This is a genomic window from Mucilaginibacter gossypiicola, from assembly GCF_900110105.1.
GTDB classification, from domain to species: domain Bacteria; phylum Bacteroidota; class Bacteroidia; order Sphingobacteriales; family Sphingobacteriaceae; genus Mucilaginibacter; species Mucilaginibacter gossypiicola.
Genome location: NZ_FOCL01000005.1, coordinates 137,083 through 154,330, shown reverse-complemented (window position 1 = coordinate 154,330; position 17,248 = coordinate 137,083). Strand labels below are relative to the sequence as shown.

The following is a 17,248-nucleotide window of genomic DNA, read 5'->3' as shown; positions in this document are numbered from 1 at the left end:
GGGGTTAGGTATCGCCTTAAGATCAATTATCAAAAGTTTATTCTTTAACGTTATTTTAGGGGATTGAAAAAGTCAATTCATCATGTAAACCAATATGATCTCTCGCCCTTAGCTAAAGCGGGAATAATAGTCCAGAATATGCAGCGGGGCCGAGATAAAACCGAGCACGATGTTTTTTCTGCTCACAGGGACAGTCATTTTACATTAGTTGTAATGACTGAAGGGTATGTGAGATTTATTTTGGACTTTGAAGAGACAATACTGGAAGCTGGTACCACTTTACTGATCATGCCCGGTGTAGTACACCAAATTGCTGATTTCAAAGAACCTGCCGGTTGGGTTATTGAATTTGATCCGGCAGCGATTGACGAAGATCTTCAATATAATTTAAGCCGGTATTTTAGCCGCTCAAAATCATTTAATGATACCTCTGTCTATTTTCAACAGGTAAAGACCCTATTAACCTTGATGGAATCAGTACAGAAACAACCTAACAATCACAAGGCTCTTTGCAATTTGCTGAACGCCGCATTAGAATTATTGATTGCCGGAGAGGAGACCACATTAATTGAATCCAACAGACAAATCAGCAGGCCGCTAACAATTACCAGATCATTTGAAAATTTGCTTTCCCGGCATTACGCCGAATGGAAAAAACCGGCCAAATTTGCACAGGCATTGGCTGTCTCTGTTGCCCATTTAAACGATACGATCAAAGAAATGACCGGCAACACTGTTTCAGATCATATCCAGCAACGCTCTATCCTTGAAGCTAAAAGATTATTGTTTTTCACTCAATTAAGCGTTAAGGAAGTAGGTTACAAGGCTGGCTATGATGAACCCGTTTACTTTGGCAAATTGTTTAAAAAAGTCAGCGGAATGACACCTTTGCAGTTCAGGCAAAAATTCCGTGATTAAGACTATCACTTCAGGAAATGGGACTATTTTCAAACACGCACATCCGGTTCCTTTGCATAAACAATTTAAATTATGCAAACACAGATAAACGTTCCTTATATCCTGGAACAACTCAAAATAGTTGGAGATTCTTTTTTAGGCGGTTTCAAACGTAGTCCCATTCCGGGCGATGCAGAAACATTGGGTTCTTTATTCGCGGAGATCGAAAATAAAGCACTTCACAGCATTCAAAATAGCCTTACCGCAACCTACCCGGATATTTCCTGGGTAACAGACGAGTTTGATATGGAGGGCCAGAAAAGCGGTGTTTCAGTTCCTGAATACTGGCTATTTGACTCAATGGATGGTGCGGTACAATATATGCAGCATTTACCTGGCTGGACATTTAATCTGGTGTTGGTTAGAAATAATGCGCCTTACTTTGCAGCTGTTTATAACCCATTGGATAACGAAATGTTTTGGGCAGTGGCCGGTGAGGGCGCGTTCCTGAACGATACAGCGATCCATCCGACAATAAAGGCTGACGCTTCGCTCATGTTGGCTACTTTTAACCATCCGCCATTTCAAAATAAGTTTGAAGGCTTAAATGAAGTAATTGGTAAATCAATTGAAAAACTGCTGACCACTTTTGGCGCTGTAAGAAACTATGGCCCGCTTGGCCTTATGCTATGTTCAATCGCGGCTGGTCGTATCGATATTTTTTTCCAGTATGGATTGGATACCTACAATTGGCTGGCAGGGATACTGATTGCAAAGGAAGCCGGCGCGTTAATTTTAACCGCGCAAGGTGCTGAATGGACCTGGGGAGCAGAAAGTTTATTAGTAACCGCTCAGGCTTTACCACCAGGCTTTTTTGAGGAAGCCTAAACTATGATCATCGATCATAAAAATAAAACATCATTTTAAATGTTGCTTCCATAGCAATTATGAAACAATCTTCGCTATATGTTAGTACCGCCCCAAGGTCGAAAGAGATCATTAGCTCTTTTTCACCAACCTGTTTTCGAGAAAAAATATAAACTGCTGATGTAAAAAACCTTCTACTGAATTATTGGAAAAGCTTTCAGTTTACGCAAGTAAATGGATCAAAAAGTGGTAGGCAGAACTTATTATTTCAATCGGTTTAAAGATGTTTATACCGAAGTCTCGAAAGGTGGTATCATAGAAAAACCAGTAATTGTCATTGCTGAATAAGCTTAATTTTATTGATAGGAAAATTTATTAAAGGGCCGATTACTGGCCTTGTTTTTAGAGCAACAAATGTTATAATCTAAAAGAAATATATTTGCGTAATGATTCCAACGTACAATATATCTGATTTCCCCTCATTTCAAGCAATTGGTAGTCATTTTATGTTAGAGCGCTTTGAATGTTTACAGCGTCCGCCGAAATTACTTTGGCCTCATAAGCATAGCTTTTATGAAGTGATGTGGCTTACATCGGGCACATCAACTAATGTCATCGACTACCACCGGGTAACCGTTGAACCTAATATGTTATTTTTCATTTCTCCGGGTCAATTGCACCTTATGAATAAGGCAGAATCCGTAAAAGGGTTTCCTATAACTTTTACTGAGCAGTTCCTTTTGTTAAATACCCCCAATAGAGATGCAATCAAAGAATTTGGATTTCTGGATAACAGTTACGCGAGTCCTTCATTTAAATTAGATAATTGTGCAGTAACTGAATTAGTTCCAGTGCTTGATCTTATGCTCGACGAAATCGTCCGCCCTGAAAAGTCATCGTTTATAATTTCGAATTTATTGTTTGTCTTTCTAAACAGGATACAGCGCTTGATAGATGTAGATACTCCGTCAGCCCGTGACCTTTCCAATGTTGTAAGGTATAAGCAATTAAAAAAATTAATTGAAGATCATTTTGAAAAAGAAGGTCAAATTGGTTTCTATGCAGATAAATTGAACTTGACTGCCCACAGAATAAATGAAATTTGTAAACGGGTCACCGGAAAGCCGCTTGGCGAAGTAATCCGTGACCGCATCCTACTCGAAGCAAAAAGGTTATTGGTGCATAGTGACCAGCCCATCGGCCAAATTAGTGACGATTTGGGTTTTAAGGATTTTTCCTACTTCTCCCGGCAATTTAAGCGACAAACTGGTCATACGCCCGCGGAGTATCGAAAACAGATGTGCGATCAATTCCAAAACTGGTAGCATTAGCTCCTATATACTCTTATTCCTGTCAGGCGTAGAGTATTTATTAAGGGAGCTTTCTTCTTCGCTTATCTTCAAACAGTTTGTAATACTCTTTCATCAGTAATATTCAACGCTTTCAAAAGACATGTACAGATACATGACTTTAAAGTGATCACCAAAGTACCAAATGTACCAATATTCGTACCGAAGGTTCTAACGGTGAATTTCGTTCCATCAGTATTTTTGTATCGTCAATAATAGCTATGGAAACTTCATTAAAAGATAAAGTCGCTTTGGTCACTGGTGCATCGAAAGGCTTAGGTAAAGCCATTGCGTTTAGCCTGTCTAAAGCAGGCGCTACAGTTATCGTGAACTACAATTCAAGTAAAACCGAAGCGGAAGCAATCGTTAAACAAATTGAAGCAGAAGGCGGAAAAGCTGTTGCATTGCAGGCAGATGTTTCCAACGAAGCTGCAGTTAAACAGCTTTTTGAAGAAATTGGAAAAGTCGCAGGTAGTGTAGATATCCTGGTCAACAATGCCGGAATCAATCCAACAAAAACGCTTGCTGAGGTAACCCTTGCCGATTTTCAGCAATCATTGGACATCAACTTAACTTCGGCGTTTTTAACTACGCAACTAGCCATCCCCGGAATGATCGAAAAGAATTACGGCAGGATCATCAACTTTTCCTCGGTGGCGGCGCAGTTAGGTGGTGTTATCGGCCCACATTATGCGGCGGCAAAAGCCGGATTAATTGGTTTAACACATTCTTATGCTGCTATGCTGGCTAAACACGGCGGCATAACTGCCAACGCGATAGCCCCCGCATTGATCGAAACAGACATGCTGAAAAGCAATACCAATATCAAACCAACCCTCATCCCCATAGGCCGTTTTGGTCAGCCAGATGAAGTTGCTGATGTAGTGTTGTTATTAGCAACTAATGGTTACATCACAGGTCAAACCATTAGTGTGAATGGCGGCTGGTATATGACCTCTTAATATTATCCAAATGCAAACTAAAAAAATAGCCCTGATTGTGGGTGGAAATGGCATCGTTGGCCGCAATATGGCGAAATATCTGCAAGCCCGTGATATCTGGGATGAGGTTATTATCACCTCTTATCGTGAGCCGGATTTCGAAACCACAGCCAAATTTGTTCACATGGACCTGACAGACGCCCAGGCCGTTGAAAACAATGCAGCCGCGTTAGCCGGTGTAAGTCACGTTTTCTATGCTGCTTACATGGAAAAGCAAACCCTTGCTGAGCAAACAGCGACAAATATCCTGTTACTCCAAAATTTGGTTTTAGGATTGGAGAAGGTGGCTTCAGGGTTTAAACATTTAACCTTTATACAAGGCGGTAAAGCTTATGGGGCGCATTTAGGTAAATACAAGACCCCGGCTTTAGAAACAGATTCACGACATTTTCCGCCAAACTTCTACTACAGCCAGCAAGACTTCCTGATCAAACAATCAGCAGGGAAAGCCTGGAGCTGGACTGCCGTAAGGCCGGATATTATGGTTGGCTTCGCGGTAGGTAACCCGATGAACATGGCTAACCTGATCGCGGTTTATGAAACGCTGTGTAATGAATTAAATGTGCCGTTTCGTTTTCCAGGATCTGATATGGCTTACAAAGTATTGGTCAATATCACCGACAGCGAAATATTGGCCAAAGGCATGGAGTATGCCGCGCTGCATGAAGACTGTTACAGCCAGATCTACAATGTAACCAATGGTGATATTTTCCGCTGGGAACAGATCTGGCCTAAGATAGCTGCCTACTTTAATGTTAACATGGATAGTCCGATCACTTTTCCGCTGGCTGAGTACATGGCCGACAAAGAAGAGGTATGGGCCGGTATTGTAGAAAAGTACGGTTTAAAACCGCATACGGTGAAAGAATTGGCGAATTGGCCATTTGGTGACTTTATATTTAATGTGGAAGCCGACGCTTTTTTTGATGTCAATAAATTCCGTCGTGCAGGTTTCCATGAAATGCAGGTCGAAAGTTTTGAATCGTTTAAAAACACTTTCGATGAACTGAAAGCGCAAAACATTATTCCCGCGTAATATGGCCTATCAGGAAATTACCACCATTGATCCTCTTTACATATCCATTACCGATTCCCGTGATGGCGTTGATGACTACCAGTTGGAGTTACAAGCTTCGGCTGATTACCTGAACTGCGGAAAGGATTGCGTTTGGCTGCGTTTATTTCATATAGACACAGCATTGCCTAAAGCGACTAAGGAAAATTTAGCCGCACGAAAGCAATGGATGATTGATAACGAAGGTCTACTCAAGGGGCATGTGAAAGCGATCGTCAATGTAGTTGATGATCCGTTTTATGAGCAGGCTAAAAAAATAAAGATTGAAAAGGCTTATGGGGTTTGCGGCACCTGCTGCAAAACACTATCAGAGGCGCTTGACTGGATAGTGAGCAATGTTTCATTAGCGGGCATCGCTGAGATCGAAAAACAGGAAGTGTTAGAAAAGGTGAGCATGTTAAATAATTAAGACATGGAAAAGCGCTCGGTTCAACCACAAAATAATTCAAAGGAATTGATATGGTGCAGTTGCTTTATTATATTGAAAATATGCCTGCTGGTTCTCTGTTTTACTTCAGGAAATAAACCAATACAAGGCGATTACCATCAGCTTATATTGCCTGCACTCGACCACTCTTTAATCCCATAAAATGTTAAAACGTATCATACCTTCATCGGGCGAAGAACTGCCGGTTATAGGTTTGGGCACCTGGCAAACCTTTGATGCTTCCAATAGTAAGGCCTATCCAACCCTGGAAAGTGTTTTGCACAAAATGCACACTTCAGGTGGAAGCCTGATCGACAGCTCACCGATGTATGGCCGTTCCGAACAGGTGATCGGTGACATCACCTCGCAAATGGACATCGCAGATCAATATTTTTATGCTACCAAAGTATGGACAAGGGGCTTACAAGAAGGTATCCGTCAAATGGAGAACTCCATGCTTAAAATGAAGCGCAAGAGGCTGGATCTGATCCAGATTCATAACCTTACCGACTGGCAAACACATCTGCCCATTTTGCAGCGATGGAAAGAAACGAAACGGATCAGGTACACAGGAATCACCCATTATACAGATTCCAGTCATGAGGAACTTGAACAGATCATGCGTGCGCAAAAAGTAGATTTTGTGCAATTCAACTTTTCCCTTAGCGAACGCCATGCCGAGAAACGGTTATTGGATGCCGCAGCCGATCTGGGTGTAGCCACCCTGATCAATCGCCCTTTGGGATCAGGCAATCTTTTCAATAAAGTAAAAGGTAAAGCACTTCCCGGATGGGCTGAAGAATTGGGCATCGAAACCTGGAGCGCTTACTTTCTTAAGTATATCATTTCTCATCCGGCCGTAACATGCGTTATTCCGGCAACAGCCGATGTTGCGCATGCCATAGATAATTTCAACGCCGGTGATGGTGAATTACCAGACCCGGCTACCCGTGAAAAGATGGTAGCCTATTTAAAACGATTATAATGAACAAGCTAAAAGAAATAGAAGAAATAAAACAGCTAAAATCAAGGTACTTCAGGTGCCTGGATGCCAAAGATTGGCCGGGATTGGCCGCCTGCCTTACCAATGATGTAGCCTTCGATTACCCGCCGGGAAAAATACATGTCAGCGGCAGCAAGGAACTGATCGCTAACTTTTCCAAAAGACACGCAACTACGGTGACTGCCCATACAGGCTCTATGCCCGATATTGAATTAAAAGACACCTATCATGCTGAGGGCAATTGGTTTATGACCGATTACATCATTGGTACAGATGATAAAAAGCAGCAAACTATAACGCAGGGATTCGGACGTTACTTTGAATCTTATTTCAGAGAAAATGGAAAATGGTTAATTAAAAGCATTGTACTGGAACGTAGCATAATCATCAACCCCCAGGTCAATATCGTTTTACCTTCAAATAAATACTAAACAATGCAATCAACAAATAATATTAGCCTTACCGCAGAGATTAAGATCCTGCCTGGCTTTGAAAAAGAAGTACTGGCATCAGCGGAAATGGTATGGATTGCCACCCGTAAAGAAATCGGTTGTGAAGCTTTCCTTTTTAACATGAAAAAAGAAGAACCACACGTGATCGTTTTCTTTGAAGTATTCAAATCGCAGGCAGATTTCGATGCGCATGTCGGCTTCGACCATACCGTAACCTTTATCAATTTCCTGAAAGGTAAAGTTGTTGGTGACGGCCCATCCTTGACTTTTTTAAATCAATACAAAGACTAAACAATCATGGAATACAGACAATTAGGGAATTCGGGGCTTAGGGTTCCGGTTTTAAGTTTTGGTACCGCAACCTTTGGCGGCGGCAATGAATTTTTCAAAGCATGGGGCAGCACGCAGGTAGATGAAGCTACACGGTTGATCAACTTATGCATTGATGCAGGGGTTAACTTATTCGATACTTCCAATGTTTATTCGGGCGGTGCAGCAGAAGAAATCTTAGGTAAAGCCCTAACCGGCCTGCGGAATAAAGTATTGATCTCTACCAAAGCTACTTTCCCGATGGGTGATGGCGCGAATGACTACGGCTCCTCACGTATTAACCTCATCAAAGCATGTGAAGATAGTTTGAAAAGGTTGGGTACCGATCACATCGATATTTACCACATGCACGGCTTTGATGCTAACACACCGATCTATGAAACTTTGAAAGCTTTGGAAACTCTGGTTGACAGCGGTAAAGTACGCTACATCGCCTGCTCTAACTTTTCAGGCTGGCATTTGATGAAGTCCTTGTCTATTTCAGAGCGTTATGGCTGGTCGAAATATATTGCTCATCAGGCATATTATTCGTTACTGAACCGTGATTTTGAATGGGAGTTGATGCCATTAGGTATCGAAGAAAATATTGGCACCATTGTTTGAAGCCCGTTGGCTAGCGGTAAACTAAGCGGCAAATACCGCAGAGATGAGCCTGTGCCAGAAGACGGACGCGTGGCACAAGGCGGCAGCCCGGTTATGAACACTGATGCGGATGAACAACGCTTATATAATATTGTGGATGTATTGGACGAACTAGTGGAAGAAACCGGTAAAACTGCTGCGCAAATATCATTGAACTGGCTACTGCAACGCCCAACAATCGCTAATATCATTATTGGTGCAAGGAATGAGGAGCAACTTAAACAGAATTTGGAAGCAGTAAACTGGAACTTAACAATTGAGCAGGTTAAGCGTTTGGACAAAGCCAGCGAAATACAACCTGCCTATCCTTACTGGCACCAGCGGCGGTTTCCCATGTTGAACGCGGCGCCGGAACTTTAGAAATAAATATAATAAACGAAAACTAATCAAGAAGGCCCAATTCCTGCCTTCTTGGTTTCATAATAAATTTCTTTACTCTAATTCTAAATTGGGATATAGCGGTCGCCTCATATAGGTTCGAAACATTCATAAATAGTTAATTAACTTGAGCATATCAAAACGTTTAATAATATTTAAATGAACTTCGCCAGTATGATAAAAATTGATAAACAATTGATTGTCTGGACAATCTCTATAATTAATTGAAGTACAGCAAATTCCAACAGCAGTCTATATTACTTAAAAATCCTCGTTTAACTTAATTGAAAAGAACAAACAAATAGCTTAAAATCTTATTTGCTACTCAGTACAACTTTCTTGGTTTTCAATAGTTCTCTGTTTAAAAGCTTCACAACATTAAATTGAACTTCATCCACTATTTTCCAGTCTTTAGCAATATAAATGTCTGTGATTTTATGACCATTGTCAACATGGTTAAGTGCAAGTGCGATGTCATCCTTGCTAAATCGGCAATTGTTCCGTGCACAATTGGCGAACGAATGCCTGGCCCAGTAATACGTTATTTCCGGAATTCCAGTTATTTCACGCAATTTTTTCATGCCTTTGCTTAAAGCCCCGTCAAAACCTTTGGATGATGAATAACGATCTTTTATCTTTTCGATATATTTTTCTAAAAGAGGTGCGGCTTCGTCAATAATTTTTATACTTATGAAAGCATCATCTTTACGCCTTCCTTTCGTTTTTGAGCGATTATATTCAAGTCTTCCCTTTTTCACATTATGTTTTGTAATATCATATAGGTCAACCGCGTTTATTCCGCAAAGCAAAAACGATAACAAAAACATCTCCTTAGCCAATTCTGCCCTACTATGCTTAGCGACATTACATTTCAGAATTTTAATTATCAAATCCATAGAAATATTCCTTTTTTTTGTATTCGGAGGTGACCCTACTTTATATTTATTGAACGGATAATGAGAAATCCTGATAATCCCAAGATCCTCATCATTATATTTTTCCCTCGCCGCGTTAAATAAGGTTCTTAAATCCCTCATATAATTGTAAAGTCCAGCATCCGTAACGCCATCACTTTCCGTAACAACTACTTTCCCCAATTGGTTAATCCTTGCTATTTTCCGACTGCCGCGTAAAAACTGCTCATAGGTTCTTAGCATGTTCACTGTAATTTCTACGATTGAAATTCGATTTCTCCCAAAATAATCGACAAGACTATTTCTAACAGTCGTATGGTTAGCTGCCGTAGGACCACGACCAACCTTTTTTAAATTGACAATATACTCGTCACAAAATTCTATAAAATCGATTTCCTTGTTATTTTTTAAAAGGAAACTTCTTAAAGCCTCAGCGTCAAAAAAGTCTAACTTTTCACTGATACTGCTTATTGCCAAGCGATACTCGTCGATCTTCAAATTAACAACTCTGTTGATAAAAGGATCTTTAATAGTGAGACTTTTTGAAAGCTGCTTCGCCGTAACAAAATGTTCAGTGTCGATGTATCTTTTTTCTTTTTTGTGGGTAATCCTAATTTTCACATTGTAGGTCCCATCGTTTTTTAAATGGTGTTTTAAAACCATTGCACAAATCGTTGCCATACGGATTTTCTTAGCACCAAAATGTTTGTACCATATTTGTACCACCTTTTAGTGAAATTCAACAAAAAAACGTGTAAAACTTGACGATACGACGGTTGTCGATTCAAGATCTGGCGAGCCCTCAAAAGTGCCCTTATACAAAGGAAAAGCCGTTTCTTGGTGTATGAAACGGCTTTTTTTCTAAGTGATCCCATTTGGATTCGAACCAAAGACCTACAGATTAGAAATCTGTTGCTCTATCCAGCTGAGCTATAGGACCATCGCAATCTTAATTACAAATATAAACATGGTTTCGAACCCATGATACATTGAATATTTTTTTGCGGTGCAAATATGCAAAATTATGCTGAAAATAACAATCAATTACTAAATTGATTTGCTGTAAGCTGCTTAACAGCTTGTTAATGTAATACGGGCTCTTGTTTGTTTTTGTTTTTGATTGTTTCACAAAAGCCGTCCGTCCGTCTAAACGTGTAACCGTTGTCCATTGCCCAGTCAATAAAATCGCCTATCCTGCGGGCAAACGCTTCGCCTGAGTTTTTTGAAACATAGCCCGGGAAACCGAACTTTTCTTTATCATGCAAATCTGTAAATTCCCAGGGATGGAAATACAGGTTCAGATAACCGTCTTTTTTATGCGTTGCCGAAGCCATCCGTTTCAATAACGATAACGGCAAATTATGAAAGCTTAGCCAAAAAAGCGGAAAGCGGATCAATGGCGAAACCGAAGCAGGGATCTGAAGTACATCATGATCATAAAACCAGGTACGTGGCTTATCAAAATTATTATACCGCCCGGGCAACCAGGTTGGGTTTATGGATGAGTTATACTCATAACCGGCCTTTGCAATCTCGGCCTCATCTACGGGCATCATTCGGGCCATACGGAAGCCGGTTACTTCAGTTCTGGAAATATCCTCCAATGCCAGCTTCGACTGCCTTAAATGCTCAATTTTAAAATCTGAATGATAATACCCGTGCGATGCTATCTCATGCCCGTCGGTAACCATTTGTTTGATGATATCCGGCTTATTGATGGCATAATTAGCTGTGCAAAAAAAGGTGACCTTTATATTTTTCTGCTTCAGTAAAGCAAGTATCGTATGGGTACCCCTGGTTGAAATTTCAAGCTGCTCATCAAAAGTTATTGATTTACCGTACTCAAACGGCATATCAAACTCTTCAACATCAAATCCTAATAAAATCATTATCTACAATAACAACGTTTGATGACCGAATGATATAATGCGGGCGATGCTTTGACTGCATAAATATTTTGCCTACATACACCCCAATAACACTCATTACAAGCAGCTGAAGGCCGCCAAAAAAAGCTATAGTAGCAATAATGGAAGCCCAGCCCGAAACCGCGTAGCCCAAAAAGTAACTCACCAGCACATAAGGAATATACAGAATAGCCAGCGTTGAAAAGAACAAGCCTATTAACGAAACTATATATAATGGCCGGGCGCTGAACGCCACAATGCTTCCTACCGCAAGCTTAACCAGTTTTGAGAAGGAATAACTTGCCTCGCCGGTATGCCGTTTTGATGGTATATAAGGAACACCAATTTGCTTGTAACCGGCCCATTTAATTATTCCCCTGAAAAATATCTCGTATTCGTCAATAAGCTTAAGCTGTTTCACTACCTTCTCATCAATCAACCTGAAATCGGCTGTACCGTTTTCCATCTTGATGTCCGAAAGCATGTTAAGGCCTTTGTAAAACAGCTTTGAAGTAACTTTTTGATACCCTTTACCATGAGGGTTTTCGCCTTCGCGATAGGTATAAACAATATCATAGCCATTTTCCCAAAGCTTTAACATCTTCAGGATTAGTTGGGGTGGGTGCTGCAAATCGGCATCCATGGTTATAACTGCATTACCATTGGCCATGGCAATACCAGCCTTGAGGGCATAATCTTTACCAAAGTTGCGCGAAAGCTCTACGTAAAAAACATTAGAGTGCAGCTCGGCATTGATCTTTAATTCATTCAGGGTATTATCCCGGCTACCATCGTCAACAAATATCAGTTCATAGGCATATCCGGTGGGTGAAAGCGTTTCGCGGAGTTGCTCAATTAAATAACTAATATTCTTTTCTTCATTGTGAGAAGGTATAACAATAGAGATTTTTTTATCAGCAGGGTATATCATAGTTATACTATGGAAAATTTTAATTGTAACAGGCGGTATTAGTAATTAAAAGCTTATATTTGATTGCAAATTCAAGCACTCTTTTATATAAAATAACCTTACGATAAATTGTTACAAAATGTAACTATCGTCATCAGTTTTTAACACAAAAGGTGCAAAATACCTCAAATGTAACTTTTCTGTTACAAACATAAATAATAATTATTTATTAACCTGCAAATTTTCGGGGCTTTACAGTAAAAAATAATCATTGAGGGATTGTTTTATAGCGCTAATCCTCTAAACTGCTGCCGGGGCCAATTCACTTTTCTTTTCGCTGGCAAAATCCCTGGTAAGTGTTTCGTAAATTATTTTAATCCAGATTAAAAAGCAGGGTATTGATTTCAGTTTATAAGGAACGATATACTGGGTGCGGATAAAGGATGGAAAAAGATCTGAGGGCGAAAGACTTGTTATCAACAATGCCAAAACCAGCAGAAAAATCTCTAAACCGGTTACCGGGCGGTTCAAGTTCATAAACCAAACTGCTACGCCAACAAAAGCAATGATATAGGTTGATGATTCGGCCGAGCTGCTGAATATCACCGCAAAGATCAGCACCGACGAAAGGATGAGGCGCTGATATTCCACAACTTTATAAGCGCCTATGCGCAGGTACGACAGCGCAAACAGCACCAGCGCGGGCCCTATTACATACATATTTTTAAGATCATCATAATGGAAAGCTTTGCGGATAAAGCCTGTAAAGCAAATTTCCTGCATTACCGAATGTTGGTTACCCGAATTTTTGATCACCAGGTCGGCATACCAATCATGATAAGTTTGGATGATAAACGAAGGCGATGAAATAGCCATAGGCAAAACAAACAGCACTACCGACCAAAATATAAAGCTCAGCACAAACTTTGGTTTGTTTGTAGAAAAGAAGAAGAAAGCCAACCCAACAATACCATAAAGCTTTATAAATGCGCCAAGGGCAATCATCAATGCAGCCCAAAAATCCTGCTCACGTTTAATAAAGTTAAAACCTAATATGATGAGCGCCGCAATCATGGGGTTGCTTTGCACATTGGCCGATGCCGTCATTAACTCGTGGGCGCACAGCAAAAGCACAATAACGTACTGATCTTTTTTTAGCGGCAAAAGCTGAATAGCTTTAAACAGAATAAATGCATTAAACAGCACCCATAAAATAACGCCGATACTATCGGGCAGTATCGAAAAAGGCGCCATGATTATTGAAAATACCGGCCCGTAGTGGTTAAGGTCATAATAATGCTCGGGCTGATAAGCATACAGGTTATGCTGATGAATGGTATTTAAAAAGTTATATTTAAATATGGTGTAATTGTTAAACCCCTGATGGGCTAAAACGCCTTTAATTACCAAAAATAGACTTAGGCCAAACCATAAAGAATAAACAAAAGGTTTGTTGGTGATAAGCTTAGCAAGTTTTTGCACGGATTAGGGGTCTTTAAATTTTATGCGAAGATATAAATATGTCACACAATTATTACAAATCCGGAAATTAACTCGCCTGTACTATCTTTGACCAAACCCAATCATTACCATGAATTCAAACCCCTCTCCTATTAACCATAATCCCGACCGTCGTAAATTTATAGGCCAGTTAGGTGCCTTAGCTGGTACTGCTGCATTGCTGTCGGCCCCTTTTGCTGCGGATGCTACCACAATTGCCAAGCCTGCAGAGAACATAACTGTAGGGCAAATTATCGACCTGTTTATGAAACAGGTGCCGGGCGCTCCGTTTCCTAATACGGTAGATACCTTAAAATCGGGCAATCGTGATATTGTGGTTACCGGCATAGTTACCACCATGTTTGCCACCATTGGCGTTATTGAAAAAGCAATAAGCTTAGGGGCTAATTTTATAATAGCGCACGAGCCTACTTTTTATAACCATGCCGATGAAACCACCTGGTTAGCTAACGATGATGTATATCAGTACAAAAAACAACTGCTGGATAAGCACAACATAGCCGTATGGCGCAACCACGATACCATACACAGCCTTAAACCCGATGGTGTAGGTATAGGCTTATTAAAGCAGCTTGATTGGGTAAGCTACTACAAACCCGAAACAGGTAACCTGTTAAGCATCCCTTCTACTTCGTTAAGCGCTTTGATCGAAACATTGAAAAAGAAACTGAAGATTGAAAAGGTACGCTATATTGGCAATCCATCCCAAAGCTGCCAGAAAGTTTTGTTGCTTCCGGGGGCAGCAGGCGGCAAAAGGCAAATCACCGAAATGAGCACCAAGAAGCCCGATGTGTTGATTTGCGGTGAAATCTCGGAATGGGAAACTGCCGAATATGTGCGTGATGCACAAGCCAAAGGCGATAAACTTTCATTGATTGTATTGGGGCATATTGCCAGCGAAGAACCGGGCTCAGAATTTATGATCGGCTGGCTACATCAAAACGTGCCCGGCATTAAAGCCACACACATCCATCCGGGCAATTCGCTGCAGTTTATGTAACACCTTTGTAATACAAAATACACGTTTTAGCATTAATTAAAGCCAATATTTTGTTAAATATTGGAACATTACGTACAATTGTAAATTACTCTGTTTTTAAGTGCGAAGGGAAACTGCTTATCTGTAAACTTTACATTTAAAAAAAAGGTATAGTTGACCTGATTAATTATTGATAACATTGGCACGAAAGCGCCATTTAAAGTTTAATTTATATTAAAAAGTAGCTATAATTTAAGTAAAAATCGCAATTTTCAATTTTTGAAATACAAAGTGTTTTTTTTACAATAAGTTAATCCTACTTTTAACCGATTTTTAAAAAAACAAAATTTATGATCATAATTGCTGACGGTGGCTCAACCAAAACAAATTGGTGCCTGGTTACCGAAGAGGGAAAAAAAGTTTACTTCAATACCGAGGGTTATAACCCCTACTTTTCAAGTACAGAGTATATTATACAATCACTGAACGAAAGTCTGCCTACCGATCTTGAAAAAAATCAGATCACCGAGGTAAATTATTACGGTGCTGGTTGCTCCACTCCTGAAATGCGTAAAATTGTTGAGGAAGCTATGAAAGTAGTTTTCACCGGCGCTAAAGTTAATATTGGCCATGACCTGCTTGCTGCTGCCCGTGCTTTGCTTGGTAACACCGAAGGCTTTGCCGCTATATTAGGTACCGGAACTAATACCTGCATTTATGACGGTAAAGAAGTTGTACACAATATTGATTCAGGCGCTTACATCCTGGGTGATGAAGGCAGTGGTTGCTACATCGGCAAAAAACTGTTAACAGATTACCTGCGTGGTTACATGCCTGAGCCTGTGCGTAACCTTTTCTGGGAAACTTATAAGCTTACACCAGATGATATCAATGAGCAGGTTTACACCCAGCCACGTGCCAACCGTTTTTGCGCAAGCTTCAGCAAATTTGTTTACGATAACAACGTACACCTTGAATATTCACGCAACCTGGTACGTACCTCGTTCGAGGATTTCTTCCGCAACCTGGTAACTCACTATCCTGATTATCAAAAATATACTTTCAACTGCATTGGTTCGGTAGGTTATAACTTCCGCAATGTACTGGAAGAGGTAGCAACTGAAAACGGAATGGTTGTAGGCAGCATCATCCGCTCGCCTATAGATAACCTGGTGAAATACCACCTGGAATTAGCACCTTCTTCTTTATAAGAGTCAAGACCTAAGAAGTCAAGAGTCAAGACCTAAGACGTTAAGATTTTAAGATAAAAAAGGACTGGAAGATTTTCCGGTCCTTTTTGTTTACATGTATTCCCCTACCACCCCGTCATTGCGAGGAACGAAGCAATCGCGAACTGTACAGAGGCGCTTGCTTGGTCGCTTCCTCTCCACCATGTCATTGCGAGGCACGAAGCAATCTCGTAGCTATACAGGGCGGACATGGGTTGGCTACGAGATTGCCACGCTTCGCTCGCAATGACATGGTGGTGAAGGGTTTGAAGAACGCTACGTCACCCACTTTCTGGCTCCAGTTCCTGGCGCAAGTATGAAGGGCGGAAAAAGAGTAGTGGCTACTTGTGCCTTTCTGTCGTCCGTCCGTATACCTGTGTCACTTCATCTTTGGACGTACAGCGGACAGCGCCAACATGCTCCCCACCACCTCATTGCGAGGTACGAAGTAATCCCCTACTTTACAGAGCGGCTAAGCAAATCCCCTTGTACAGTTCGCGATTGCTTCGTACCTCGCAATGACGGGGTGGAGAAGATGTAAAAAAGAAAAAGGTTGGAAAATCTCCCAACCTTTCTTTTATCTCAAAAAAACTTCTTTCTTCCTGAATCTTGACTTCTTGCTTCTCTCACACAAGGTTCATCTCTCCCTGAAAAATCTTGCCGTACTTGCGTTTATCAAACTTGTAAAGTTTGGCGGCGCGGTATGATACGCCTTTCTGCTTCTCGTCCAGCTCTTTCAAAAAGCCGTAGCTCAGCATTTTTTTGCGGAAGTTGCGTTTATCCAGTTTCTTATCTAAAACAGCTTCGTAAAGCGACTGCAGTTGTGTAAGCGTAAACTTTTCGGGCAGTAGTTCAAACGCTATCGGCTGATAGTGCAGCCTGCGTTTTATTTTATTGAAGCCTGTTTTAAAAATCTCACTATGGTCAAACGCCAGTTTAGGCAGCTCGCTTACCGGGTGCCAGAACGCTTTTTTGGCATACTGCGTTACCGGGCGTAACTCTTTTTGGCCGTTTATACGGATCAGCGCATAATAGGCAACCGTAATTACACGGCCCTGCGGGTGACGGTTCACCTCGCCAAAGGTGTGAAACTGCTGCATGTGCAAATCGCGCAAGCCTGTTAGTTCGTATAATATACGCTCGGCTGCATCATCAATGCTTTCGTCCTGCTCAACAATATAGCCTGGCAGCGCAAGCCAATCCTTATACGGCTCCTCGTTCCTCTCAATAAGCAAAATTTTAAGCTCGCCGGCTTCAAAGCCGAATATCACGCAGTCTATCGAGAATACGGAATCAAACTTAGGTAACATTAGTTCCAAACTATTAGTGAGATTTAGTTAATAAGTTTAAATATATAGCCTTAATCT

General features: G+C 40.9%; 16 protein-coding genes, 1 tRNA gene and 1 pseudogene. 12 read left to right on the top strand and 6 right to left on the bottom strand.

Annotation, left to right across the window (positions count from 1 at the left end):
• Positions 1–63 precede the first annotated feature (63 nt).
• From BMX50_RS18380 to BMX50_RS18335, 10 genes and pseudogenes are all read left to right on the top strand, one after another.
• Entirely contained in the window at positions 64–918 is an 855-nt protein-coding gene (locus tag BMX50_RS18380; RefSeq protein WP_167668001.1) for an AraC family transcriptional regulator, read from the top strand.
• 72 nt (positions 919–990) lie between these two features.
• A complete protein-coding gene (locus BMX50_RS18375) occupies positions 991–1,785 on the top strand; it encodes an inositol monophosphatase family protein (protein WP_091212009.1) in 795 nt (264 codons plus the stop codon).
• A gap of 425 nt (positions 1,786–2,210) precedes the next feature.
• Positions 2,211–3,089, top strand: a complete 879-nt coding sequence (locus BMX50_RS18370) for a helix-turn-helix domain-containing protein (protein WP_091212008.1) — start codon at positions 2,211–2,213, stop codon at positions 3,087–3,089.
• 245 nt (positions 3,090–3,334) lie between these two features.
• Complete coding sequence (locus BMX50_RS18365) at positions 3,335–4,075, top strand: SDR family oxidoreductase (protein ID WP_091212007.1); 741 nt, start codon at positions 3,335–3,337, stop codon at positions 4,073–4,075.
• A gap of 10 nt (positions 4,076–4,085) precedes the next feature.
• On the top strand, positions 4,086–5,150 hold the full coding sequence (locus tag BMX50_RS18360) for an SDR family oxidoreductase (RefSeq protein WP_091212006.1): 1,065 nt from the start codon (positions 4,086–4,088) through the stop codon (positions 5,148–5,150).
• A 1-nt stretch (position 5,151) separates the two neighbouring features.
• Positions 5,152–5,598: a hypothetical protein gene (locus BMX50_RS18355; protein ID WP_091212005.1), complete on the top strand. Its 447-nt coding sequence runs from the start codon at positions 5,152–5,154 to the stop codon at positions 5,596–5,598.
• Between the two features lie 181 nt (positions 5,599–5,779).
• Positions 5,780–6,601 carry an aldo/keto reductase gene (locus BMX50_RS18350; RefSeq protein WP_091212004.1) on the top strand — a complete coding sequence of 274 codons (822 nt, stop codon included), beginning with the start codon at positions 5,780–5,782 and terminating at the stop codon, positions 6,599–6,601.
• On the top strand, positions 6,601–7,050 hold the full coding sequence (locus BMX50_RS18345; protein ID WP_091212003.1) for a nuclear transport factor 2 family protein: 450 nt from the start codon (positions 6,601–6,603) through the stop codon (positions 7,048–7,050). Before BMX50_RS18350 ends, BMX50_RS18345 begins: the two co-directional genes overlap by 1 nt.
• A 3-nt stretch (positions 7,051–7,053) precedes the next feature.
• On the top strand, positions 7,054–7,362 hold the full coding sequence (locus BMX50_RS18340) for a putative quinol monooxygenase (protein WP_091212002.1): 309 nt from the start codon (positions 7,054–7,056) through the stop codon (positions 7,360–7,362).
• Positions 7,363–7,368: 6 nt separating this feature from the next.
• Positions 7,369–8,403, top strand: a pseudogene (locus tag BMX50_RS18335) (aldo/keto reductase).
• 332 nt (positions 8,404–8,735) lie between these two features.
• Here BMX50_RS18335 and BMX50_RS18330 read toward each other — a convergent pair.
• From BMX50_RS18330 to BMX50_RS18310, 5 genes are all read right to left on the bottom strand, one after another.
• Positions 8,736–10,016: a site-specific integrase gene (locus BMX50_RS18330; protein WP_091212568.1), complete on the bottom strand. Its 1,281-nt coding sequence runs from the start codon at positions 10,014–10,016 to the stop codon at positions 8,736–8,738.
• A 185-nt stretch (positions 10,017–10,201) separates the two neighbouring features.
• Positions 10,202–10,275: transfer RNA gene (locus BMX50_RS18325), tRNA-Arg, on the bottom strand.
• 142 nt (positions 10,276–10,417) lie between these two features.
• The gene (locus BMX50_RS18320) at positions 10,418–11,224 is read right to left on the bottom strand and encodes a polysaccharide deacetylase family protein (RefSeq protein WP_091212001.1); all 807 of its coding nucleotides are present in this window, start codon (positions 11,222–11,224) and stop codon (positions 10,418–10,420) included.
• A complete protein-coding gene (locus BMX50_RS18315; RefSeq protein WP_091212000.1) occupies positions 11,205–12,173 on the bottom strand; it encodes a glycosyltransferase family 2 protein in 969 nt (322 codons plus the stop codon). Before BMX50_RS18315 ends, BMX50_RS18320 begins: the two co-directional genes overlap by 20 nt.
• Before the next feature lie 279 nt (positions 12,174–12,452).
• The gene (locus BMX50_RS18310; protein ID WP_091211999.1) at positions 12,453–13,634 is read right to left on the bottom strand and encodes a glycosyltransferase family 87 protein; all 1,182 of its coding nucleotides are present in this window, start codon (positions 13,632–13,634) and stop codon (positions 12,453–12,455) included.
• Positions 13,635–13,743: 109 nt separating this feature from the next.
• Between BMX50_RS18310 and BMX50_RS18305 the strand changes: the two genes are divergently transcribed.
• On the top strand, positions 13,744–14,673 hold the full coding sequence (locus BMX50_RS18305; protein ID WP_091211998.1) for a Nif3-like dinuclear metal center hexameric protein: 930 nt from the start codon (positions 13,744–13,746) through the stop codon (positions 14,671–14,673).
• 329 nt (positions 14,674–15,002) lie between these two features.
• Positions 15,003–15,863, top strand: coding sequence for an N-acetylglucosamine kinase (locus tag BMX50_RS18300; RefSeq protein WP_091211997.1), 861 nt, complete (start codon positions 15,003–15,005; stop codon positions 15,861–15,863).
• Between the two features lie 644 nt (positions 15,864–16,507).
• Here the strand turns inward: BMX50_RS18300 and BMX50_RS18295 are convergent.
• The gene (locus BMX50_RS18295) at positions 16,508–17,200 is read right to left on the bottom strand and encodes an NUDIX hydrolase (protein WP_371328320.1); all 693 of its coding nucleotides are present in this window, start codon (positions 17,198–17,200) and stop codon (positions 16,508–16,510) included.
• Positions 17,201–17,248: the final 48 nt, after the last annotated feature.